The 24063-nt window shown below is 60.2% G+C and carries 17 protein-coding genes and 10 tRNA genes; 7 read left to right on the forward strand and 20 right to left on the reverse strand.

From position 1 onward, the window contains the following. Positions 1-26: 26 nt before the first annotated feature. On the reverse strand, positions 27-251 hold the full coding sequence (locus VJU77_08255) for a hypothetical protein (GenBank protein ID HKP03344.1): 225 nt from the start codon (positions 249-251) through the stop codon (positions 27-29). 139 nt (positions 252-390) lie between these two features. Here VJU77_08255 and VJU77_08260 point away from each other — a divergent pair, with 139 nt between their 5' ends. Beyond that, positions 391-1638, forward strand: a complete 1248-nt coding sequence (locus VJU77_08260) for a Zn-dependent hydrolase (GenBank protein ID HKP03345.1) — start codon at positions 391-393, stop codon at positions 1636-1638. 6 nt (positions 1639-1644) lie between these two features. Next, a complete protein-coding gene (locus VJU77_08265) occupies positions 1645-4890 on the forward strand; it encodes a hypothetical protein (protein HKP03346.1) in 3246 nt (1081 codons plus the stop codon). Positions 4891-5103: 213 nt separating this feature from the next. Here the strand turns inward: VJU77_08265 and VJU77_08270 are convergent, their stop codons facing one another. The 15 genes from VJU77_08270 to VJU77_08340 form a co-directional block, all read right to left on the reverse strand. After that, positions 5104-5607: a hypothetical protein gene (locus VJU77_08270; protein ID HKP03347.1), complete on the reverse strand. Its 504-nt coding sequence runs from the start codon at positions 5605-5607 to the stop codon at positions 5104-5106. A gap of 310 nt (positions 5608-5917) precedes the next feature. Further along, positions 5918-7312: an RtcB family protein gene (locus VJU77_08275; GenBank protein ID HKP03348.1), complete on the reverse strand. Its 1395-nt coding sequence runs from the start codon at positions 7310-7312 to the stop codon at positions 5918-5920. A gap of 159 nt (positions 7313-7471) precedes the next feature. Continuing rightward, entirely contained in the window at positions 7472-8545 is a 1074-nt protein-coding gene (locus VJU77_08280) for an AAA family ATPase (protein HKP03349.1), read from the reverse strand. A gap of 199 nt (positions 8546-8744) precedes the next feature. Beyond that, on the reverse strand, positions 8745-9560 hold the full coding sequence (locus VJU77_08285; protein HKP03350.1) for a nucleotidyltransferase domain-containing protein: 816 nt from the start codon (positions 9558-9560) through the stop codon (positions 8745-8747). A 124-nt stretch (positions 9561-9684) separates the two neighbouring features. Further along, on the reverse strand, positions 9685-10482 hold the full coding sequence (locus tag VJU77_08290; protein ID HKP03351.1) for a slipin family protein: 798 nt from the start codon (positions 10480-10482) through the stop codon (positions 9685-9687). A 278-nt stretch (positions 10483-10760) separates the two neighbouring features. Continuing rightward, positions 10761-10832, reverse strand: a tRNA-Lys gene (locus VJU77_08295). 5 nt (positions 10833-10837) lie between these two features. Further along, positions 10838-10914, reverse strand: a tRNA-Leu gene (locus VJU77_08300). A gap of 90 nt (positions 10915-11004) precedes the next feature. Continuing rightward, a tRNA-Leu gene (locus VJU77_08305) sits at positions 11005-11076 on the reverse strand. A 4-nt stretch (positions 11077-11080) separates the two neighbouring features. Then, a tRNA-Leu gene (locus tag VJU77_08310) sits at positions 11081-11155 on the reverse strand. Positions 11156-11169: 14 nt separating this feature from the next. Next, positions 11170-11245, reverse strand: a tRNA-Arg gene (locus VJU77_08315). A 138-nt stretch (positions 11246-11383) separates the two neighbouring features. Continuing rightward, a tRNA-Cys gene (locus tag VJU77_08320) sits at positions 11384-11459 on the reverse strand. 341 nt (positions 11460-11800) lie between these two features. Further along, a tRNA-Phe gene (locus tag VJU77_08325) sits at positions 11801-11875 on the reverse strand. Between the two features lie 244 nt (positions 11876-12119). Next, positions 12120-12194, reverse strand: a tRNA-Arg gene (locus tag VJU77_08330). Between the two features lie 737 nt (positions 12195-12931). Further along, positions 12932-13004: transfer RNA gene (locus VJU77_08335), tRNA-Met, on the reverse strand. Positions 13005-13101: 97 nt separating this feature from the next. Further along, positions 13102-13175: transfer RNA gene (locus tag VJU77_08340), tRNA-Gly, on the reverse strand. Positions 13176-14017: 842 nt separating this feature from the next. Between VJU77_08340 and panD the strand changes: the two genes are divergently transcribed. Both panD and VJU77_08350 read left to right on the forward strand, forming a co-directional pair. Then, positions 14018-14428, forward strand: a complete 411-nt coding sequence (gene panD / locus VJU77_08345; GenBank protein HKP03352.1) for an aspartate 1-decarboxylase — start codon at positions 14018-14020, stop codon at positions 14426-14428. Between the two features lie 46 nt (positions 14429-14474). Beyond that, positions 14475-15242, forward strand: coding sequence for a hypothetical protein (locus VJU77_08350; GenBank protein ID HKP03353.1), 768 nt, complete (start codon positions 14475-14477; stop codon positions 15240-15242). A gap of 140 nt (positions 15243-15382) precedes the next feature. Here the strand turns inward: VJU77_08350 and VJU77_08355 are convergent, their stop codons facing one another. Continuing rightward, complete coding sequence (locus VJU77_08355) at positions 15383-16252, reverse strand: LysR family transcriptional regulator (GenBank protein ID HKP03354.1); 870 nt, start codon at positions 16250-16252, stop codon at positions 15383-15385. Between the two features lie 81 nt (positions 16253-16333). Here VJU77_08355 and VJU77_08360 point away from each other — a divergent pair, with 81 nt between their 5' ends. Both VJU77_08360 and VJU77_08365 read left to right on the forward strand, forming a co-directional pair. Beyond that, the gene (locus VJU77_08360) at positions 16334-17176 is read left to right on the forward strand and encodes a sterol desaturase family protein (GenBank protein HKP03355.1); all 843 of its coding nucleotides are present in this window, start codon (positions 16334-16336) and stop codon (positions 17174-17176) included. Continuing rightward, complete coding sequence (locus tag VJU77_08365) at positions 17173-17997, forward strand: alpha/beta fold hydrolase (GenBank protein ID HKP03356.1); 825 nt, start codon at positions 17173-17175, stop codon at positions 17995-17997. Before VJU77_08360 ends, VJU77_08365 begins: the two co-directional genes overlap by 4 nt. A gap of 463 nt (positions 17998-18460) precedes the next feature. On the opposite strand, the gene VJU77_08370 is transcribed toward VJU77_08365, so the two are convergent. Both VJU77_08370 and VJU77_08375 read right to left on the reverse strand, forming a co-directional pair. Next, entirely contained in the window at positions 18461-19390 is a 930-nt protein-coding gene (locus VJU77_08370; protein ID HKP03357.1) for a hypothetical protein, read from the reverse strand. 37 nt (positions 19391-19427) lie between these two features. Further along, positions 19428-20690, reverse strand: a complete 1263-nt coding sequence (locus VJU77_08375; GenBank protein HKP03358.1) for a Glu/Leu/Phe/Val dehydrogenase — start codon at positions 20688-20690, stop codon at positions 19428-19430. Positions 20691-20827: 137 nt separating this feature from the next. Between VJU77_08375 and VJU77_08380 the strand changes: the two genes are divergently transcribed. Then, complete coding sequence (locus tag VJU77_08380; protein HKP03359.1) at positions 20828-21964, forward strand: aminotransferase class V-fold PLP-dependent enzyme; 1137 nt, start codon at positions 20828-20830, stop codon at positions 21962-21964. Positions 21965-22287: 323 nt separating this feature from the next. On the opposite strand, the gene murJ is transcribed toward VJU77_08380, so the two are convergent. Continuing rightward, positions 22288-23901 (reverse strand): murein biosynthesis integral membrane protein MurJ, encoded by a 1614-nt coding sequence (gene murJ, locus VJU77_08385; GenBank protein HKP03360.1) that lies wholly within the window; start codon positions 23899-23901, stop codon positions 22288-22290. Between the last annotated feature and the right edge of the window lie 162 nt (positions 23902-24063).

Consider the following 24063-nt stretch of genomic DNA (forward strand, 5'->3'; position numbering starts at 1 on the left):
CCTGCAACGAAATATGCGACGAGCGCCTAAATCATGTTCACCGCGCCGCAATTCGCACAGGTGTAGGCCTGCTGCTGGGGCGGGGACAACGGCCGCGTCAGGAATTGGTGGCAGTTCCAGCACTTCACCCAGAACGGGCTCGTGCGGCCAGCGGCTTCCTCGTCACCCTTCGCGGGCTCGAGTTTTCCGATGGAGTCCGGCGGGATCTCGCGGTCCGGCTTTTTCCCTTCGACGTAGTTGCGGTCAGTCATGGTGATATCTCTGATGGAGCCGGCACGCCCTCGTGCCGGGATAAGAGTCGTTTAGACGACAGCCCTGAATTGGTAAATCCAAATCGCAATCTCCTGTTCATTGTGATTCCCGGGCCGGTTGCCTATGCTCATTTTGCAAATGAAGACGGCACCGGAGCGCGTTATTGCAGAACTTAAGGAACTTCGGCAGCTGACGAGCGACGAAAACGGGTCCCAGCGGATCGCGTTTACTCCCCTCTGGGCAAAAGCCCGCGCGTGGCTCCGGCAAAAACTCGAGGAAATTTCTCCGGAGGTTCACATCGACGAAGCTGGCAATCTTTGGGCGACCCTTCCCGGCGAATCTGAGAAAGCGCTTCTCATCGGCGGCCACATCGACTCCGTGCCCAATGGCGGCTGGCTCGATGGCAGCCTCGATACCCTGGCCGGCGTCGAAATTCTCCGGCGCATCGCTGCGCAATACGGCGGGAAGCCGCCGGTGACCGTCCGCCTGGTGGACTGGGCCGATGAAGAAGGAGCGCGTTTCGGCAAAAGCCTCTTCGGTTCTTCCGCCTGTTCCGGTCATCTCGACTTGGATGAAGCGCGCGAGCTCCGCGACAAGGATGGCATCACCCTGCCCGCAGCGCTCGCCGAAAACGGGATCGATTTCGAGCGAGTAAAAGACTGCCGAAAAGAACTCACGAACGCGGCCGCTTATCTTGAGCTCCACATCGAACAAGGCCCTGTTCTGCTCGATTTGGGTCTTCCCCTCGGAACCGTGATTGGAACATTTGGCGTCGAGCGCCAGGCCGTCACCTTTCACGGCCAGGCCACCCATGCCGGCGCCACCCCGATGAATCGCCGCCGCGATGCCTTCCTCGCCGCCGCAAAGATGAGTCCGGAAATTTATCGCATCACCGACCGGCTCGGCGGCGTCTGCACCATTGGTTCATGCACGACCCGACCCGGATTCCCCACCAGCGTCGTCGAAGAATGCCGCCTCACGCTCGACCAACGGCATCTCGACGCCGACGCCCTCGCCCGGATGTTAAGCGAAGCGAAAGAAGCCAGCGAACGTTTCGCCAGGGAAGGCAACGTTACCGTTTCCTGGAACCGCATTTGGCAAATCGAGCCAATTCTCTTCAACGATGACCTCATCTCGCTCTGTGACGAAGCGATTAGCGACGTCGGAGCCACTCCGCATCGTCTCCCTTCTGGCCCGCTTCACGACGCCTCCGAGGTCGCCCGCACCGGGATTCCCACCATCATGATGTTCATCCAAAGCCTCCACGGCATCAGCCACAACAAAATCGAGGACACGAAAGAGGAGCACCTCGAGTTAGCAATCATCGCTTTCGACAAGCTCGCCGAGAAAGCAATCAGGTGGATCGAATCCATTGGCGTTCCATAGTCCACCATGAAGAGGTTTCCCCTCGCACTTGCTCTCGGTCTGTCTGCGGCGCTCCGGATGTCCGCCGCCGCGCCCCCGCCGGATGAGGAACAAGCCAGATTCGCAAATCTTTCCGGAAGGGAGTTGGTGCAGCGTCTCACCGACGACGAGCAGCGGCCCCGCGCCTTTTACGAACTCTGGCGGAGGGCTGAGCCCCGCAAACATGCGGACTTCAAGACGTTCGAAGCGTCACACTACGATTCAACGCTTCTCGTTTGCCCACAGGAGAAGCCTCGGCCGCCGATCTATCTGGTGCTTTCCTGCTTTGAGGATGGGACAAAAACGGAATCGAGCAACGATTCTTATGCAGTTAAGAACCCGCGCGAACTTTTCCCACCCGTGCCCCCCAGCCCAGGCGGCGCCGCCGGGAAAGAACAAGCGATTTGTGCCTTCACCGCGGACGGCCGCGTCCTCAGGCCGTTCGGAAATGATCCTATTCTCAGCAGCGGCACCCTCGCCGACATTAACGGAGACGGACTCATCGAACGGGTCGACTCGATGATCTTCGGCGTGGAAGGCGGCGGGACTGCCACGGTTTTGACGATGTCGGTCGTGAAGGCGAAGGCTGAGCCGGTTCTCAGCGTGCTGCTAAACTGGGAGAACGATGAATGGACCTACCGTCTGACCGATCAGGACGGCGATGGCGTTTCGGACATCGAAGCCGGGCCCCGCACCGCGGAGGGCTTGATCCCGAAAGCGGTTTGGAAGTGGGACAAAGCGAAGCGGGCTTACATCGGTCCGCAGGGAAAAGCCGGCGATCATTTCCGTATCATCAACGGCGCGAACCTCTGGAAAGAATTCGCGCGGCTCAAGGCAGCCAAGTCGACCTTCCCGAAAGATCTGGACGCCGTCTCAAAATATGAGCTCACGTCTGAGAGCATCGTAGCGTCGACTCCACCCCCGTCACCGGCCGAGCCCTATCAGTATGTGTCTTTGAAAGACGCGCCTGACGCGGAACTGATTCGATTCATGGCTCACGGCAAGAGCGAGTTCGAGCGCGAATCTGAAAACACGAGCCGCCTGCCGGAGAATTTTTGGACGATGGACGCGAAAGCCGCCGCGCTGGCGTATGTCGAGGCAAATCGGACACAGAAGCACCGCGAGCATTACCAAATCGCGATCGACGATCGGGACAACACCGAACCGCCCCCGCACTGCACGATCGCTTTTTCAGATGCTTCGGCTCGTTGCTACAACGCGATCGACGGCCATTACTTCGTTCGGGTCGATCCAGACGACTCGTATGTGGCTTTCGCCGGATCGTCAGCCGCCGGCGTTACTTTCTATAACGCTGTTTACGATCAACCGGTGTTCGACTTGCGAATTTGCGCATTGCCCTACGAGCAAGCTCGCAAGCTCGCTCACGTCCTCTGGTGGCTGGATCGCGTTCGCAGCCGGAGCGTCATTACGGACTCCGAAACCGAGCGGATCGTCTCAACGGGCGGCGGGAGAGGCCACTTCGTCATGCGCGTGAATGACCGCGCGGTGATCGACCATGCGAATGGGTTGGATTATAGCCTGCGTGAGCGCTGGACTGACGATTACACGCCGGAGACATTTCTAAATTTTGCATGGTATTTGATCACAAGCGCGCTACCGGCGTCGCTCGGCCAGACGTGGTCGCAGTTCGAACCGACGGAGCAACGCCCGAGCGAGCTCCGAGAAACGTCCGCACCCGTCTATACCGAGGCGGAACGGAAACGTTTGCAGGATTTCAGCGAGCGCTTCCTTGGCTGGTTCTCTTTGGCACAGGAGAGAATTTCGTTTTCGATTTTGAGCGTAGCGGCGCAATTTGCCGGAGATTTCAGCGTCGTTTCGGACGCGCCGCGTTTACGCGAAATCGAAGCAGCCTTGCCCTCCCCTGCTCCTCCGAAACGCAGCTACGACGAGATATCCGCCGAGCGGAGCAAATTGCCTTCGCCTTTCGAGGTCAAGGATCCAAAGAAGCGAAAACACATCGAGGAACAACGTACTGTGCTCGATGCTGAAAGTGAGGCTGCCCTCTATGACGACATCAGCGGCAGTCCCGATCTTCTCCGTCAGGCCATTATCGTTTCGCTGCGTAAGCTGGCGATCGCAACCGACCCGGCTCGCCTGAGCGCGCTCGCCATTTCCAGCTCGGATGACGGTCAATGGGCCTTGCGGTGTCTCGCCCAGTTGGATCGAAAACGATATGCCGACGCGCTCGAAACCCTGTCCCGAAAAACCAACGGAAAGTGGGCGCGCCAATTCTACGCTGCGCTGGCGCAAGTCGATCCGATCCGCGCAGCCATGCTTGCGCGCGACTTGCCGCCTGAGAAAATCGACGCGCTCACCATCTCCGCTTTTCTAGTCCTGGCCGACGCCGGCAGCATCCCCAACGAGACCCAGCGCCTTGCGACAATTATCAAGATGCTACACGATCCGAAGACTGGCTGGGAGGAACGCGGACGCGCCATCGACGCGCTCGTCCCGGCGAGCAATCCGCTTCGATTCTCCGGCCGCGAGATCGACGAAGCTTTGTTCAAGCTTTTCGAGCGCGATCAAGCGGATGGGACCGATACCTATACGCAAGTTCAAGCGTGCAAGGCTCTCGCACTTCGGGGCCGCACTGAATATTTTGAGGACATCGTTAGCCAACTCGATGCAACTTCGGACGCATCCCAGTACTGCCGGATTCTTGGCGTACTGGCTCAGCTCGCCCAATTGGATCCGGACCGTTTTAACCCTCGCCTGGTGACTATTGTAAAACCGCACTTGTCCAGCACGAACAAGTCTGTCTCCGCGCTCATCTGGTTAATTTGGTCGGCGGACCTGCGCGTGTTGCAACCCGATGTCGAGCGATTGGCGACACGAAATGGAGATGAGTTCGAGGACAGGAAAGCTGGTAGCTTCGGAGGCGCCGTCGGCCCGCTAACCGGCCGCTTCCATCTGGCTCGAAAATTGATGAGCCTCTGGGAGGAACCGGATGCCGTTACGCGCGCGCGACTGCTGATAGCGCTGGCGATCGGGGAGAACAACGACTTTATCGAGAAAGAGAACCCCGAACGTTTCAAGCGGTTCGAGGCAGAAATAAATCGGCTGAGCAGCAAGCTGTCGGCCGAACAAAAGCAGAAACTATCGGCTTTCCTCGACGCGATGGAATCCAGTCCGGCTGGCTCCGACGCTCTGCGCGACCCCGAGGGAATCGCCCGAAAGGTCACGCGCCTGGCCCGCGAACAGTTTCGGCGCTGATTGTTTCGCTGAGCCCCATTCGCTTTTTGCTCGCGGCCATCGCCGCCGCGCCTTCGCGCAGAGCAGCGCAATGCCGAGCCAATAGCCGACGGGAAAACCAATGCCGAGACCGAGGAGCTGGGATCGTCGTGGCCGATCGTGACATGTGACATCATCAGAGGCAGAACGGGCAGTCGCCGCAAGCACCCGAAATGCGCCGAGCTGGCGATCTCATCAGTCCGCGGGCGAATGGGGCGGGAGGAGGACCATGCGGACAAACTGGGCGAGGGCGGCGACCAGGTGGATGAAGATGAGGCCGAAGAAAGGCCAGAACCGGTTCCAGACGGAAAAGTTGATGGCCTGCAGCGCCATCGCGGCCGTCGCGAGCAGGGCGATTGGATAGAAGAGTAACTTGTGCACGCCCTCCAAATCGGCCCGTGAAAGCCGTCGGGTGCGATTGCGCGTGCCAACGATAACCAGCAGCTGCGCGGCGAACCCGAAGCCGCTGCACCAGCGCCAGATGCTGGCCGGTGGCGGATCGGCCGACAGCAAGAGGAGGCCGAAGAGCGCCTCGGCCAGCGGCAAGGCGGAGTTTGTGAGCAGGAGCTGGAGCCGGAATCGGTCGATCGCCGACCAGCGATGAACGGAGTCTGGCCGGAAGACGACGACGATGCCAGCGAAACCGGCCAGTGTGACAGCCACCTGCGCCGCCGTGCTGAGTGCTTCGCCCGGTTGCATCGCTGGGATTAAGAGGGAAGCGGGAGCAAAGATCAAGGGTAGTGACAGGTGACGAGTGACGAGAGAGCTTCGTCGGGCAAGCGCTCCGCTTGCCGAGCGAAAGGATGGCAACCGGTGCGGTTGCCCTACAATTCAAAATGCGCAGCTGCCGTGGAAGGATCGAGTCCCGCGCGGGCGGGACCGCTCGACAAGACGCTGGGCACGAAACGTTGTCCGAAAAATCGCCGACGGAGCGCACGATCCACCTATTCGCCGCAAGAGGGTGCTATACGTGACTCACGTATAGCACCGAAGGCGCGGTAACTTTGAATCAATCTTCCGGTCGCTCGCCGCTGGGGCACATTTTGACGAGCTTTGGATCGAAGCGGCCGAGGACATCGACGAGGTCGGTTTGCGCCGCCATGACGGCTTCGATGTCTTTGTAAACGCCGGGCACTTCGTCCAGTCCGGCCGAAAGCAAGGTAACGCCCCTTTCGGCGAGCTGTTTCTTAACCGCATTCCAGGTGAAGGACTGGAGCGCTTTCGTGCGGCTCATGACGCGGCCGGCGCCGTGCGAAGCGCTGTGGAGCGACTCGGTCTGGCCTTTCCCGCGGACAACGAAACCGGGCGAGGCCATCGAGCCCGGGATGATGCCGAGCACGCCCGGACCGGCGGGTGTGGCCCCTTTGCGGTGAACAATGACTTCGCGTTCCTCGCCGCCAACGAGGTGGCGCTCTTTCCAGGCAAAGTTGTGATGGTTCTCGATGTCGAGGAGGACTGTCGCGCCTAACGAGCGGGCGATGAATTTATGGATGAGGGCGTGGTTCGCCGCGGCGTAATGGCCCATCAGGTTCATCGCGGCCCAGTATTCCTGGCCTGCTTCATCGTCGAGCGAGAGCCAGGCAAGATGCTTAAGCTCTTTGGGCAGCTCGGTGTGACGAGCCATCGCGAGGCGGCTGTAGTGCTGGCAAACCTGCGCACCGGTGCCGCGCGAACCGCTGTGGGTGAGCAGCGCGAGGTATTCGCCCGCGGGCAGGCCTAACGACTGGTCGACCATGGTAAAGGCGCCAAATTCCACGAAGTGGTTTCCGCTGCCGCTCGTGCCGAGTTGTGTCCAGGCTTTGTCGCGGAAGCGATGCGTGATCGGCGAGACGGTCCAGTCTTCATCCATCACGTCGTGATCGCGGCGCGGCTTGAATCCACAGCCCACGCCGAAGCGCGTCTCGCGTTCGATGATATTGGCCAGGCGGTCCTGCTCTCCCGCGATCGTGTTCGCCTTGCGATCGAAGACGGTGAGCTTCATGCGGCAGGCAATGTCGACGCCGACAGCGTAAGGAATCACCGCGTTCTCGGTGGCCAGAACGCCGCCGATTGGCAATCCGTAGCCGACATGCGCATCCGGCATGAGGGCGCCCGCGACAGAAACCGGCAGGGCACAGGCGTTCGCCATCTGCTTGACGGCGTCGGGCTCGAGGCCGGAACCCCATTGCTGCCAGGGCGCGAGCGTTTCACGCTGTTTGAAGGCGGGCTGGTAAAGGGAGCGGGCAAAGGATTCGCGTAGCGGATCGTTCAGGAATGCTTCCGGTTGGCCGACGATGGCACCGATCTCGTTTGAGAGCTGCGACATGTCGCCCCCGCTTTCCCGGAACGCCACGATGAAGGCGTGCGCGCGCTTCACCGGTTCGCCCGGTGGCACTCCGATTGCGATGAGGTCTTTCGTATTCATGTGGTCCTTCAATTCTAAAATTACACTTCTACTGACACAGCGGTGTTTGTTCTTTTGTCGTTAATCGTAGGGAGGGTGCGCTGCGCCGTCCGAGGCGTGTGGCTACGGGTGAGACTTCCCAACCGCAGCCACACTAAAGAACGCCGCAGCGCAGCGTCCCTACCTCGACCAGATTTGGAATCCGATGGACGGCTTGTCGTTCGCCAGCTCGTGCGAGCCGGGATTGAGGACTTCCGCCAGGGAGTAGCCTTCCGACCACTCGTTAGGCGTGAAGGCCAGGCCGCGGTCCGCGGCGAGGCGCTCGGCAGCTTCGCGGCTCAACGGCTCGAAGCGGCGATGATTCATCAGACGGCCCGGGCGAAGAACGGCAGGATCGAGATCCTCCATCTTCGCGTTGACCGAGCAGATGATGTGCAATCGCAGCATCCGGCCCATGAGGCCGTCGGCAATGTTGAGCAACGACGAGACCGCTTCGCGGTTGTCGCCGGTGCGCCGCCAGAGCAAACGCTCCGCGTCCTCCATGACGATCACCTTAACGCGATCAGCATGACGGGTGTTCTGCGTTTGCCAGAACGGCACCAGCTCCGGGGAAGAGAGCGCCTTGTCCTGCGAGACCGGCAGCGAGTAGAAGACGTGAGTCTTTTCCAGGCGCCGAATCATCTCTGAGATGAGGCTTGTCTTTCCCGTGCCCGGCGGTCCGTCGAAAATCGTCAGACCACCGGCGCGCGCAACAGTTCTTTCTCCAAATTGCGCCACCCATTCGAGAATGTCTTCGCCGTAGCAAAGACGCAGGAAGTCGTCGGTGACAGCTTCCGGCAGGTTCTCGATCGGGTCGGCCGAGATGTCGTTGTAGTCGTAGCGCAGCATGAAAAACGCAGGCTGCTTTGGCTTGTTTTCGCCATGCAGGACCTTGCGGATTTCCGCGTGCAGCTCGCGCACGTTCTCGGCGCTGGACGCGATGATCTCGGCCCAGTTGCACCCATCGCCGTGGGCGACGAGGAACGCTTTTTCCTCGAAGCGAAGCAGGAGCGTTGTCCAACTTAATTTCTCGTCGCGGAACCACTGCCGCGCCCGAAAGACGCGGTCGGCGTAATGCTCCGAGAGCTTCTGGATTCCAGCCTCATCGACTTTGAAGCCGATCCGGTGGAACGGCGAAAGGGCAAAATCCACCCCGAGATCGGACATGATCCCGTGCAGCGCCCAGTCGCCCGTGAATGTGATTGATTTGTTCATTAGGTTCTTTGGAATTGTTTTAGTTGATGCGGGTGTGGGTTGCTTCCGAAGAAGCCGCGCGTTCACCCCGGCGCGCGGATTGGCGCGGATGCGCCGATCTCGATGACTCATTGGCGTCACCTCCTTTCTGTTTGGTTGTTGGTCTGCGGTTGAAATTTGGGGAGCTGCCGGGGCCGCCGCCTGCCAGGCGCTGTTGTTTTCACGCCCGCAATGCGTAGCGACGGAAGAAGCGGTTCAACCCCTCGACAAGCTCGGGGCCTTGAGCCTGTCGAAACGGTTCCTCCATCTCGGCCACGACATCACCGGGCTCCTTGAGCGACTCGAGTCGCGACAGTTCGCCTTCGGCAAAGCGCGAGAGCGCTTCGACCGGCGGCGCAACCGCCATCTCTTCACCGGCCTGCTTGCGCACGACGAGAGCCTGGAGCGCCTCGCGAACTTCCCCTTCCTCCAGGACGCTCTCCACCAGCTGGGAGAACAGCATCGGTACCTGGCCGAGCTGGCGCTCGATCCAGCGGCAGGCCAGAAGCGGCCGAAAAACGTAAAGATACTTTTTCAGGCGCACCTCGGCGCGGCCGCGCAGATAATCGCGCCAGTTGCCATCGGCCATGTGCAGATAGTGGGCAAAGCAGCGCCGCGGCGAGTAAAACTCGGCGGCGAGCGCACCGAACTCGGCGAGAAAGACCGGATCGTGTCGATACACAACCGGGGACTTCAGCCATTCAAGCAACGGCGGATTGCTCTTGCGGAGCAACCGCAGCGCTTTGCGCAGTTCCCAGCCGCTTACGTCCAGATCGGCAGTGATTGGCCGCTCGATTACGTCGCGCGGATTCTCTACCGAGAGATACCAATCGCGCTCGTGAACATAAAGAAAGCGAACGTCGTAGTCGCTATCGCGCGAGGCAAAACCCCACGCCCGGCTGCCGCTTTCGCACGCGAAAAGCACGCGCACGTTCTGCTCGTGTTCGACACGAGCCAGCGCGTGGCGAACGCGCTCATGAACTTCGTTCCCGTGCATGGGGAACCTCCTTTCGGTTGATGGTTGTTTGTAGGCTTTGAAATGATTTCGGAAAATAAACCCTTCCGGGTGAACCCCGGCGGAGCCGATCTCCGCCGGGGTCTGCGTATGACGCAGCGAATGGTTACGCCTCCTCGGACTCAGGAGCAGCGCGGGGATTACCGCGCGCCTTGATCGCCGGCGTGAATGCAGACATGTCGTTCATCACGACCATCTGCTTCGAGCCGGCATCGCCCAGAGTTTGGAGGAAACGCAGGGTGGCCAGACCTGGCTGGTTGTCCACGAGGCGGGCCGCGTTGGCGAGATTACGCAGGGCAGCCGTTTCACCGCGCGCGCGTTCGAGCGCCGCCTGGCCTTCCTGTTTGGCTTTCAGCACTTCACTAAAAGCTTTGCGCAGGTCGCCCGGCAGCATCACGTCGCGTACTTCGGCCGCGTCGATCTTAACACCGACCGCTTCCGCCTGAGGCGCGATGCGCTCGCTGAGTTGCGCGCCGATGCCGACACGCTGCGTGAGCAGCGCCTCCATCGTCACGCCGGCAATGATGGCGCGAATTGCGGTCTGCGCGGCGCTATAAATGTGCGTCGCGTAGTTGTCCGCCGTCAGCGCGCTCTTGGCCGCGTCGACGATTTGCATCGTCAGCACGACGCTGAGCTTCACACCCACGTTGTCGGCGGTCAGCACTTCCTGGCCGGCGACGTTCAGCAGAGTCTTGCGAACTTCCACGAGCGTAACGCGATAATGTTTGCCCCAGCGAACGCGGCGACCGGCCGCCAGCGTCCCGCTCAGTTTGCCTTCGTGATAAAGCAGACCCGCGAAGCCGTCGCTCGCGATGAACTCGTGGCGGTAACGGGCACGGACAATTTTCACCGCAAGCGCACCAGCGATCGCGAGGAAGATGATGAACAGGTATTCGTTAGTCATGTTGTTGGTTCCTTTCTTGTTTTGGTTAAAAAAAATTTGCCGATCTACGGCAGCAGCCATCGCGCGGCAGCGGGCCACTCGGCTAGAGGCCGGTGACGCTGAGCTGATTTTCGATTGTCCTTTGCTTTCGCTAGGGACGGGATGCCGACGCAGATCGGGGTTGGGAGTCGAACCCTGTCGGTTTACAGCCGAGTACCGTTGTGGAGCGTCGCGTGCCAATGTGCGAAACCGCGTGCGGCGATGCCGCGCGGTCGCATGGCGATGGCGACGAAATCTGTTGAGCCCGTAGGGAGTCGCACCCTCCTCAACCGCTTAAAAGGCGGTTGCTTCGCTACCAAAGCTTCGAGCTCGAAAATGGTAGTCGCGACTGGAGTCGAAGCAGTACTGGCAGCGTTCTCGGCGCTGTGCCTCTGCCGGTTGGGCTACGCGACCATTCTCTGGAATTGGCACCCGCGGCCGGACTTGCACCGGCTAGAACTCGCTTGAAAGACGAGGCGCGCGGCTCTTGCATTCACGGGGTACTGCTCCCGGTCGGAGTTGCACCGACACTTGACGGATTTTAAGTCCGTTGCCTCTGCGTTGGGCTACGGGAGCGAAATGGTCCCGGCGGCAGGACTTGCACCCGCACTCGACGAGGTCTGAGCTCGCTGCCTCTGCGTTGGGCTACGCCGGGTTGGAAATCGGAAATGGCACTCCCGGCAGGAATTTCGCCTGCAACCTCCGCGTTCGAAGCGCGGCGCTCTATACGTTGAGCTACGGGAGCGTGACGGATCGCGGCCTCGGATGGATTCGCCCTTCGACGGGCTCAGGGCCTTGAGCAAGCGAAGCGCGTCGAAACGGCACCATCAGCCTCGCGCTCCAAAGTCGGGCGCTCCGCTCGTTGAGCTACATGGCTAAGAAATGGAGGCGCACCCCGGACTCGCACCGGGTAAGTCGGTTTTGCAGACCGTTGGTTCGACGACTTTGCCTTGTGCGCCCAAGCGAAATGGGGTGATCAGTCGGACTTGCACCGCACACGACGGTTTTCACAGAACCGGATGCTGCTCTTACATCATGATCTCCATCTACATTGGATCCGGCTACCGGTGCTGCCCCGGTCTGGGCTCGTTTACAAGACGAGTGCATGCGCTGCTCTGCCAAGCCGGAATAAGTTGGCGGCCCCGGATGGATTTGCGCCATCAACCTCCCGAGTCAAAGTCGGGCGCTCTACATTGAGCTACAGGGCTAAGGAGAAAGAATTGCTCCCGCGAGGACTTGCACCTCGAACCTCCGCCTTCGCAGAGCGGCATGCATGGCTCTTACACTTCAGGAGCGAAACTGGCGGCTGCGTTCGGAATCGCGCCGAACTCTCCTCGTCTTCAGCGAGGCGCTAATCTCTCTCAGCTACACAGCCCTGGTTCCTCCGCACGGTATTGCGCCGCGATCGATCGGTTATCGGCCGATTGCTCTGCTTTTGAGCTACAGAGGAATAGAATGGTCGCCCGACGAGGTAACGCTCCCCGGTCCGCCGGATGTAAGCCGGTTGCTCTGCTCTTGAGCTATCGGGCGTTTTGAAAAATGGCTCCCCAACGTGGACTCGCACCACGACGATCCGGTTAACAGCCGGACATGCTCCTTTAACATCATCGGGGAAGTTTTACTCCCGGCAGGAGTTGCACCTGCGTAGTTCCGTTTAGAAGACGGATGCCTCAGGTCTGCTCGGCCACGGGAGCTGGAACGAAATGGTCGCGCGCCTCGGTGCCGCCCCGAGTATCTCCTCGTCCCAGGCGAGGCGGGTTCCTGTCTCCCTCGCGCGCGAAAAATGTTGCTCTTCAAATCGGCGGCCTGTGTGGGCATTGCTCCCACGACCTTCCGCTAGACAGGCGGTTGCTCTTCGTAGCTGAGCTAACAGACCAGGAAAATGGTGAGTTGTGTCGGTAACGCTCCGACGCCGGTCCGATCGGACATCCGCTTTACAGGCGGCCCGCGCTCTTTACGCGACTACCAACCCTGGATTTGGAACAGTTGGTGGACCGCCACGGCTTTGCACCGTGCTCTCCCGCTTGCCATTCGACGCGCTTCGCTGCGCTCAGCTTGCTCATGGCCTTCGGCAAGCGTTAGAAAAGGGAATGTCGCTCGTCCAGCAGGCGCGTCGAATGGCCCCGAGCCTGTCGAGGGGCACCGTAGTCGTCCACATTCTGCGACTGCAATCCGGTCGCTTATACATCGGGTGTTCCGCAGACCTGATAGGCCGAATGCGTCGGCACGCCGAGGCAAGGGCGGCGCGGACGACCGCAGTGGATGCGCCGCTCGAACTGGTTTTATCGAAATTCACGCAACGCTTAACGCGGCGCGAAAACGAGAAGCGGGGATAAAGAAGTGGTCGCGGGCAAAAAAGGAAGCTCTCATCGCCGGTCAGTTCGCGCGTCTTAAACGGCTGAGCGGCCGCCGAGACTAACGCTCAAAGACTTAGCGGAGGCGGGAATCGAACCCACGCGTAAGCGGCTTATGAGGCCGCTGCCTTCCCACTTGGCGACTCCGCGACAGTTGATATTGGCACGGCGTCTCGGTGCCGCCCCGAGGAGGCAAAGTTTTGGAGACTTCGTTGCGCGAACTGGCGCCCGCCGTGTGTCGAAAAATTGGTGCGGTCAGCCGGAATCGCACCGGCGTCGCCTGGTTGGCATTCAGGCATCCTCCTTCTGAACGATGACCGCGTTTGAAGGCGCGGCCGCTATGACTACCAGCCGCGCCCTCTATTACGACAAAAGAACAAACACCGCTGCCTGGAGCATTCGTTAGGTAAACGCCCGGGCACCCGCTGGATTTTCTCGGCGGATCTTTCGGTGTTTACCAGGCACACCTCCCACAAAGCCTTTGTAGTTAAAGTTGAGGCGTAGGTTTTGGTTCATAGCAACAGGTCCTGGTCGGGCGGTTGACACACCGCACCGGCGAACGTAACCGTCTTATTGGTTACGCTTCAGCGGACTCCCAAGTTTACTGTTGCTAAGTGACCAATCCCGCCCCGGGGCCGGTTCGCGCCGGCCCCGGGGCCTTCTTTTCGCCACTATCGCTATTAAAATTTAGTCGTTGGTTCTTTTCCTTTGGTTAATCGGGGCAATAAAAAACCCTGCTGGCCATCGCGGGCGAGCAGGGCGAAAGAAATCGTTCTAGTTCTTTTCCTACCTGCTCACCTCCGCGTCCTTATTGCCTTCGAGTCTATAACTCGGCCGGGCCATAAATAGATCGCGGCACAACCCAGCTATCCCCGCTAACCCAAAGGTTCGCGGGCAATGTTGCCAGATTGTTAGTGACGTCTTCATGGTAGGTATCAGATAGAGTTGGGATGTTAGGTGAAACTACCAAGACGTGTCAACGCTTTTTTTTATTCAATCTTTAACTCGTTAGGCCTTGCCATCTTTCCGCAGGAGCGAAGGCGATCTCGGATGCGCGCTTGTGCCCGGGGAAGAGGGGCTAACCGTCTCGTGACCATGACCTCGGCGCCTTTTGCGAAAGAACATTGCAAAAACACGCAGCTACGCTCTCTTGTCGCTCTGCCATGCAAGTCACCCTGTTAAAATCCAAAATCCATCGCGCCGCCGTCACCGGTGCCAGTCTGCACTATGAGGGCAGTCTCACCGTGTCGGCGGATATCGCAAAAATGGTGGGCCTGATGCCGTACGAGAAAATCCTGGTCGGGAATCTCCAGAACGGGGAGCGTTTCGAGACCTACGTGATCTACGGGGCGGCCGGACTGGGCCTGATTGAATTGAATGGCGCCACGGCACGTCTGGGAGCAATCGGGGACCGTCTTACCATCATGAATTTTGGTCAGTTTACCCCGGAAGAAGCGAAGACCCACCATCCACGCGTCGCCGTGCTCGATGAGAAGAACCGGGTCGTGCGCTGTGAGCAGGCCAAGACGAAGATCGGGCGGAGTGAGCGAGAAGTGACAATCGCAGGCGAATGATCGGCCTGGAAAACTTTCCGGCGCCCGACTCCCGGCGTTTCTAAGAATGCTTCAGCAGATCACTCGAAGACATTTCGCAGCTCTTGGCCTGCGCGGAGCTGTCGGCGCTGCCTGCACTTCATTTCTGGTCGTCCGGCGCGCCGAAGCCGCGGGCGACGCACGATTGCGCGCGCGGCCGGCAAGACCAAAGCTGCGACCGTCGGCCGGACGGCGTGCCTTTGGACTGGGCAGCAACCGGGACGGGTTTTTGTCCGTGCCGTCGAATTACAATCCAGAAAAACCGGTCCCGTTCATCCTCATGCTCCATGGATCGCACGGCAGCAGTGCGGGCCTGCAGAGTTTTTGCGAATCGGCTGCCAAAGAAGGAATCGCGGTGGCGGTGCCGGAATCCAGAGGACTGACCTGGGATCGCATCAAGGGAAGTTTCGGACCGGATATCAATTTCCTCGATCGAGTTCTCGCCTGGACGTTTGACCGCATCGCCGTCGATCCCCGGCATCTGGCGATCGCGGGATTTTCGGACGGCGCCTCGTATGCGCTTTCGGTCGGTCTGTGGAACGGAGATCTTTTCTCGCACGTCATCGCCTATTCCCCCGAGTTTGTGGCCGCTCCGCTCCGCGTCGGCAAACCTCCCATCTTCATTACGCACGGAGCGCAAGACCCGGTCCTCTCGGTGAATCTGACTGAGGCCATGGTCCGTCAATTGAAGCGCTCGGGTTACAACGTGGAGCTGAAAGAATTTTCCGGCGGACACTTCATGCGGCCGGACCTCGTCAAGGAGTCGTTCCGTTGGTTTACGGGCCCTGGCCGGTAACAGAAAACGCGGCAACCGGTGCGGTCGCCCTACAATGCCAATCGCGACCCGAGGCTTAAGCTGGCGACGGCTCACGCCCCAGCAGGGTTCGACGCAGAGCAGGGCGGCGATCCGACCACAATGTCAGATATCGGACGCCGTCAGATCGCGGCGGCCCGTTCCCGGATTTGCTCGACGAAGGCCCGGTTCGCAGCTGAAAGATCCTTCTGCCAAAGGACGGCGATGACAAGCGGCGGGAACTGCGGTAGCGGCAAGACGCGCAGTCCCTTTCCGAGTTTCGCTCCCGGCGTTGCGAGGGACAATCCGACGCCGAAGCCAAGCGACACGTAAATCGGGATAAGGTCCATCGCGCTCACTTCCACCCGGGTCGGCCACGTGACCCCGCGCCGGGCGAGTTGCGCGTGAAATTGTTTCACCATTATTTCCTCCGGGGGGAGTGAGATGAGGGTTTCGCCGGGGGCCCCGGCCCGCCATAAGTCCGTGGCGGTTTTCACTTTCACCCGCTGCGGAACGATCAGAACGAAAGGAAGCTTCAGGAGCACGGCCGATTGAATTCCGGCGGCAGGCTTGCCCTCGAGCTCGGTGACCGCGACATCGATCTTGCCCTTGCGCAGGAGCGTTTCGGCCCCGGCCTGATTCGCATCATGCAGTTGCAATCGCAGGGCCGGGAACTTCCGCTTGTGCTCTCTCAGGGCCAGTGGGAGATGATTGCGTAAAATCGTGGCGGGCGCCGCGAGCCGAAGCAGCGCGTTCTCCTCTCCGCGCAAGCGATGGGGCATTTCCCGAAGCCGCCCAAAGAACGGTTCCGCAAAGGCAAACAGCTCGCGACCCGCCGGCGTGAGGGTAAACGGGCGGCGCTGAAACAGCTTCACCCCAAGGGTCTTCTCGAGTTGTGAGATTTGGCCGCTGACGGCCGGCTGTTGAATCCCATACGGCATTTTGCGGGTCGCCGCACTAATGCCGCGATGGGTAGCCACGTAGTAGAACAACTCCAAGTGATGAACGTTCACGAATTGACAATCACTTTAATCGATGTTTATAGCAATGATTATCGATTAACGGAAGACACCAGGATTCCCTACCCTGGCGTCATGCCAATTTTCTTAATTTTCGTCGTCGCGGTCGGTTGTTTTGTCATCGAGCGCTTCTGGCCGGCCATGGAACTTCCGCGGGTTCGCGCCTGGTGGCCGCGGGTCATCGTCATCAATATTGTTCAGCTGGCCATGACCCTTCTTGCCGGCGAGACCTGGAATCGCCGGCTCGGACGCGTTTCCCTGTTCCATTTCAGCGAATATTTGAACCAGTGGAGCGCCGCCCTCGGCGTGTATCTATTCTCCTCTTTTATCTTTTACTGGTGGCATCGCTACCGGCATGAATCGCAGTTCCTCTGGCGCACCATGCATCAAATCCATCACTCGGCGCGGAGGATGGAAATGTTCACCGCGTTTTACAAGCATCCGGTCGAAATTTTCATCAACTCGATCATCACCAGCCTGATTGTCTTCGGGATTTTCGGGTGTGATCTGGGAGCGGCCGGCTACTACACGCTCTTCATCGCCGCGGGTGAGATGTTTTATCACTGGAACATCAACACGCCGCGCTGGCTGGGTTACGTTTTCCAGCGGCCCGAGTCGCATCGAGTGCATCATCAATTCCGGCATCACACCAATAACTTCTCGGACCTGCCCATCTGGGACATGATTTTTGGCACATTTCAAAATCCGGCGAAATTCCGCGGTCGTTGCGGCTTCGAAGAGTGGCGCGAGGATCGCTTCGACGACATGCTTGCGTTTCGCGATCTCCATTCGGAAGCCGTCGTGAAGGCTCCCCCGCTCCATTTTTTGCCGACCTGTATCGGCTGCTCAAAACGATGGGCTTGCACGGCAGCGAATAAGCAGCTCGGCGTCCCGGCACTCTTGGAGGTGGCAAAGTGAGGTTGCGACTCGTTCTGGGCCTCAGCGCGATCGTTGGTTACCTTGTCCTGGTTAGTTGCCTGCCTGTGCTTGATCAATTTGTCCTCTTTCCTTCTACGACCGGCATTCAAACGTCCGGCGCAACCCGCAAGGCGGTCCCGTTTGAAGGAGGCGAGGTGGAAGTGTGGACCGCGGCGTCTCGCTCCGCGCGGGCGGGACAACCCACGACGTATGTGCTGCGTTTTTATGGGAACGCCGATCGTGCGGAACGCTGGGTCGCCGACGAAGCGGAGATGTTCGGTAACCGCGCGATCGAAGTTTGGGGAGTCAACTACCCGGGATTCGGTGGCAGCACAGGGCCGGCGCGGCTGACGCGAATTGGCCCGGCGGTCCTGGCGGCGTTTGATGAGCTAAAACGCGCCGCCGGCAATCGGCCAATCGTGATTTTTGGCGCGAGCCTGGGCACAACAGCCGCGTTGCACATTGCCGCCAAGCGTCCCGTCGCTGGAGTGATCCTGCATAATCCGCCCGCGCTACGTCAGATGATCCTCCGTCAGTTTGGGTGGTGGAATCTTTGGCTGCTGGCAGGCCCGCTCTCATTCAAGGTACCGGCTGATCTCGACAGCATCGCAAACGCGAAGGCGACCCGGGCCCCGGCGATTTTCCTGCTGGCCGAGAACGACGAAATCGTTGCGCCGCGATTTCAAAAGATGGTGGTGGAAGCCTACGCTGGGAAGAAACGGGTGATACCGCTTCGCGGCGCGAACCACAATTCACCGATTGACGCCGAAGGTTGGCGAAGCTTTCACGAAGCCCTGAATTGGTTGCTGCCCGCGAGATAGCGAAGCTAAGCGAATGCGCGGGACACCTGTCATCCCGAGGCTGGCGAAGCGCGAAGAAGGATCTCGAGGTCGCGCGCCCGTTCCGCCGCCCCTTCGGGGCTGGTGCCGTTTACACCAAGTACCCGGAGTTTTGCTTCGCTCCACTCCGGGCTTGATTGCAGCGTCCCTCCGGGACTCTGATGCAGCGCAAGTTTTTCGCTGCATTCCATGCCAAGGACGCGTTGTTCGAGAGAGCGCCGGAGGCGCGAAGGACTAGAGCCCGGAGTGAGCGCAGCGAACTCCGGGGTTAGGTGTCAACAACACCAGCCCCGAAGGGGCGGCGGGACGGATTCGGACCCAGTCGCACGCCCGCTTTGCGAGACTATCCACCTTCTCCGTCATCGCCCGCTCCCTGTTTGGCGATAGCCGATATAGCAATTCGGGGTCCCTCGACTTCGCTCGGGATGACGGGCATGAGCGCCCGCTACTGAAGCTGCGGCTCGAGGCTGAAACTGGCAACGAGTTCGCCGCCGGGAGGGATCTGCTGGATTCCCTCTTTGTTTTCGAAGACCCGTTGCTCGTGATGATCGGTCAGGCCCCAGCACGGTTCGACGCAGAGGAAGGGGCCGCCGTCGGACCACAACGTCAGGTAAGGGACGCCGGTCAGATCGACGACCACGCGGCGCCCTGAGGGAGGGTCGGTGAAGGTAAATGTGCGATCCGGAACGCCTACCAGTTCGAGAATGTAGGAACCGCGCAGTTTCTCCCTCGCGAAAGGCATTTCGCCGCCAGCGAAACGGATATCCTCCGTTTCGCCGCTCAAATAATTGTCCGGAGAAAAATGACGGCGGTAAAGACCGGGCGGCATGAGGAAGTGGAACGATTCGAAAGATTCCGCCGCGAATCCGGGATGCAATCCGAACTCTAGATGCGCGGTCAGGACAGGCTCGTCATTTTTGAATTTGAACGTAACCGTGAGGCGCGCGCCTTCGATCCGATAGGTCAAATGGAGCGAAACCTTGAGCGGATATTCCGTAGCCGAAAAATCTTGAGGCGTGATCCGATAAGTTAATTCATCGGCGCGATCCGACAGCACTCGATGCCACACTTTGGTCCGCAGAAAACTGTGCGTTCCGCCGCGCATCTCCTGGCCGCGGTAAAGGGTCCGCTCGTTTTTGATTCGATGCAGGAAATAACCCATCACCGTCGCGTGGTTAGCCCAGCCTTTCTCCGGGGGACCGAGCTCGTTATCGCGATGCAGGAAGCCGATCCACTCGCCTTGCCGATTTCGCCGCGCGAGGCTGATCAGTTCCGCGCCGAGCCGGGAGACGATGAGTCGCAGCCCGTTCTCCTCATCGGTGAGAACATCCAGGAGCCGCTCGCCCCGCTTCTCTTCGCGCTGCGAGAACTTCATCGTTGAGAATCGGCGGTCTGAGACCGCCGCTACAGGGTTAGGGGAACAAACCGCGGGCGTGCTTCGCCTTCATGACCCGCTCGACGCCGATGGCCATCGCCGCCGTCCGGTGCGAGATTTTGTGCGCCTTCGCGCGCTTGATCACTTGCGTGAATGAATGTTCGAGAATGCGGAAAAGCTTATCGGTCACCTCCGTTTCGCTCCACATAAACGCCTGCAAACCCTGGACCCATTCGAAGTAAGAAACGATCACACCCCCGGCGTTGCAGAGAATGTCGGGAATGACGAAAAGCTCGTCCCAGCGCTCGTTCAGGATCAGATCGGCTTCGGGCGTGGTCGGGCCATTCGCGCCTTCGGCGAGAATCCGGCATTTCAATTTCGCGGCGTTGCTCCCATTGATGACGCGATCCACGGCCGACGGCACGAGCACGTCACACGGCATAATGAGCATTTCGTTTGGATCGATCCGGTCGGCTTCGTTGAACGCCCGCAGATTTCCTTTCTTGATCACGTGCTGTTCCGCTTTCGCGACATCGATCCCATTGGGATTGTAGAGCGCAACCGTGGCATCGCTGATTCCGACAACTTTCACGCCGGTCTTGTAGGCGAGCGACAACGCGGCGACAGAACCGACGTTGCCAAACCCCTGCACGATCGCGGTGCATTTTTCCGGGTCGATCTTCAGCACGTCCATCGCCCGCTCGATGAGATAGACGACGCCGCGGCCGGTGGCTTCGCGGCGCCCTTCGGTTCCGCCAATCGAGACCGGTTTTCCGGTAACGATTTCGTTCACGCAATAGCCCTGGTAGACCGAGTACGTGTCCATGAACCACGACATGACCTGCTCGTTGGTTCCCATGTCGGGGCCCATGATGTCGGTGTGCGGGCCGACGAACGGGATCATCTCCTGCATGTAACGGCGGGAGACGGCTTCGAGCTCGTTCCGGGAAAGCTTGGTCACGTCGCAGGCCACGCCGCCCTTCGCGCCGCCGTAGGGCAAATTCGCGAGCGCGCATTTCCAGCTCATCCACATGGCGAGGGCAGCCGTTTCGCCCATGGTCAAATCAGGGGCGAAACGGGTGCCGCCCTTGGTCGGCCCGAGCGTAAGGTGGTGCTGAACCCGATACCCCTGGAAAGTCTGGGTGCTCCCGTCATCCATGTGCACCGGGAGCGTGACCGCCATGGCCCGCTTCGGGAGCATGAGCCGGTCGCGGTCATTGGCGTCGATCTGGAGATAATCGGCGATGACCTGGAACTGGTCGCACGCCATTTGGAAAACTTCGTCGTTGTAAATGCTCATAAAGCGAAGGCCGGAAGATAAATTGTCCCGGCGTGAAAATCAGGTGCTATTTGCGCTGGAGCGAAGGAGCCGTCAAATCGAATTGCGGGGGGAGGCCTCGACTGAGCGAGGCGGCTACAGTAAGAAGAAGGATCGTTGTGAAACCGGATCGCAAAACTCGGATCGAAACGCTGGCGGTCCACGCTGGGCACGAGGTCGACGCGGCGACGGGCGCAGTCGCCACCCCGATCCACATGGCGACCACGTTCCAGCGCGATGCGGAAGGCGGTTATCCGCACGGCTACATTTACGGGCGAAGCGGAAACCCGACCCGCCATGCGCTCGAACAAGCACTGGCAGCCCTTGAGGACGGAGAAGACGCAGCCGCCTTCGGATCCGGACTGGCCGCCTCCAGTGCGGTCCTCCAGGCGCTGGCGGCCGGCGATCATGTCATTGCGCCAACGGACGTTTATCACGGCATGACGAAGCTCCTGCGCGAGGTTTATCTGCGGTGGGGCCTGGAAGTGAGCTTCGTGGACATGACGAAGCTCGATGAAGTCAAAAACGCGGTGCGCCCCGAAACGAAGTTGATCTGGATCGAGACGCCTTCCAATCCGCTGCTCAAGATTACCGACATCGCCGCGGCCGCGGAGCTCGCTCATGCCGCCGGCGCGCTCTGCGCTTGCGACAACACCTGGGCGCCGATCGTCCAGCGGCCGCTCGAACTGGGATGCGACCTCGTCATGCATGCGACCACCAAATATCTCGGTGGCCATTCCGACGTCACGGGCGGCGCGATCATCGCCAGGGCGGCGTCAGATTTTTTTGGGCGGGTCCGCGAAATCCAGACGACCTGCGGCGGGGTCCCCTCACCTTTCGATTGCTGGCTGATCCTGCGCGGGCTGCGTTCCCTGCCTTGGCGTATGCGCGGGCATTGCGAAAACGCGCTCAAACTTGCGACCTGGCTGGCTGACCACGCGCGGGTCGAAGCAGTCCATTATCCGGCGCTGGAATCGCACGCCGGGCATGAGATCGCGGCCCGGCAGATGAGTGCGTTTAGCGGGATGCTTTCGTTCGAAGTACGCGGTGGCCGGGAAGCCGCAGTAGGAGTCGCCGCGAAAACGAAGCTGTTCATTCAAGCCACGAGCCTGGGCGGCGTGGAAAGTCTCATCGAACATCGGGCCTCGATCAAAGGCGAGGACCCACGCACGCCGCAGGGGTTATTGCGGGTATCAGTCGGGCTCGAGCACGCCGATGATCTCATCGAAGACCTGGCGCAGGCGCTCGAATCGTAGGCATTTCCGTGAAACGCCGGGTTGAAGGCGCCTGGCACAGACACCCTACAATTCCAGCGCGCCGAGGAAGGTCTGCTCTTGCTGTGACAGCCCCGGAGGGGCGTCGGAATAAAGCCCGGAGTAGAGCGCAGCGAAACTCCGGGAACCGATGCAATCGCATTTGTCCAACCCCTGACAAGGGGTGACGGACGGGCTGAGAGGCCGCGCCTTCCGTCGCCCCTTCTCAGGGCTCATTCCTTGCATCATACACCGGGAGTTTCGCTTCGCTCCACTCCCGGCTTTAAGTCCGACGCACCCTCCGGGCGCTGTGGCCTTTTCCTCTGCTATGCGACGCGCGCCCGACCGAGCTTCCCGCGAACCAGCTCCACCACATCCCGCACTTCGTCGACGCGAAGCAAATACGCGGCGCCAAAGAACACCCCGGCGCCAGCCACTATGGTGATGAGTAGCCCGGCCGCCTTCTGCCAAAGGCTGCCGTCGTGCGAAACGAAAATGAAATTCTGCGCGGCGAAGCAAATCCCGGCGAGCAACGCCCCGGCCAGGAACAATTTCGCGAGCGTCCGCAGCATCACACCGGTTTCGAGACGGCCGACATAACGCCGCATCATGGCGTAAAGGACGAGGAAATTCGTCAGCGCAACCAGGCTGGTGGAAAGAGCGAGTCCACGGTGGCCGAGGTCCATGCGAAACGTGAAGAACCAATTTAGCGCCACGTTCAACCCGATGGAAAAAAGACTGACCAGCATGGGCAGATTCCGTTTATCGAGCGCGTAAAAAGCTGGCGCCAAAACTTTGACCGCGGAATACCCGACGAGCCCGATCGCGTAGAAACGCAACGCGCCTGCGGTTTGAATCGTGGAGGCGCTGGTGAAGCGGCCATGTTGATAAATCAGGCCGATGATCGGTTCGGCTAAAATCGTAAGACCGATGGCCGATGGAATCGTCAGCAACATGACGAGCCGCATCGCGTGAGCGAGCGCCCCGCGAAACTCCGCCTTGTTGCCGAGTGCCGCACTGCGCGAAACAAGGGGGAGCGTCACGGTCGCGATGGCGACGCCGAAAATGCCGAGCGGCAATTGCATGAGACGAAAGGCGATGTTCAACCAGCTCACCGGCCCGTCGCCGAGGCGCGCCGCGAAGCCACTATTGATGAGCACGTTTACCTGGACGGCGCTGGCGGCGATCACGGCCGGCCCCATGAGCGTGAGGACGGTGCGCACGCCCGGGTCGCGCCAGGAAAAATCGGCCCGGAATTTGTAACCGACCCGGCGCAGCGACGGGAATTGCGCGGTCAACTGCCACAGACCTCCGATGAGGGTGCCGATCGAAAGGCCGATCAATGAACGCGCGCCAAAATGCGGATCAAACCACCAGCCGAGGGCGACGCCGGCGATGATCGAGCCGAGATTGAAAAAGCTCGACGCCATCGCGGGCATCCCGAAGACATTTTTCGCGTTGAGCATTCCCATCGCGAGAGCGGCCAGCGACACCAGGAGGATGAACGGCCACATGATGCGCGTGAGTAAAACCGTGAGCGCAGTCTTTTCCGCGTCCCAACTCCACCACGTCATCACGTCGACAAGTTGAGGGGCGAAGAGGATTCCGAGCAGCGTCACCGCGCTCATGAAAACAACCGCCAGCGTGGCCACCTTGTTCGCAAGCCGCCAGGCGGATTCATCCCCCTCGGTGGCGATCTTTTTCGAAAACGTGGTGATGAACGCGGTTGAGAGGGCGCCTTCGGCAAAAAGGTCGCGCAACATGTTGGGCACGCGGAACGCCATCAGGAACGCGTCCAGATTTTTTCCAGCGCCGAAGAGCGCGGCGAAAAGCACTTCGCGGATCAGGCCCAGGATGCGGCTGGAAAGGATGGCGATGCCGACAATGCCGGTCGCGCGCGTGCTCACGCGTTTGTTCGCCGGGATGGCCGCTTCTTTCACGGCGCAACACAACAGCGGAGTCGCGTTTTACGAAAGCGGAATATGCGGGCGCTCCTTCTGTAACCGTCCCCCTGTCCGTCGCCCCTTTCAGGTGCTTGCTTGTTTCGATTCAGACACCGGGAGTTCCGCTGCGCTTCACTCCCGGCTTTATTCCTTCGCGCG

This window comes from Chthoniobacterales bacterium, assembly GCA_035274845.1.
In the GTDB taxonomy this organism is placed as follows: Bacteria; Verrucomicrobiota; Verrucomicrobiia; order Chthoniobacterales; family UBA10450; genus AV80.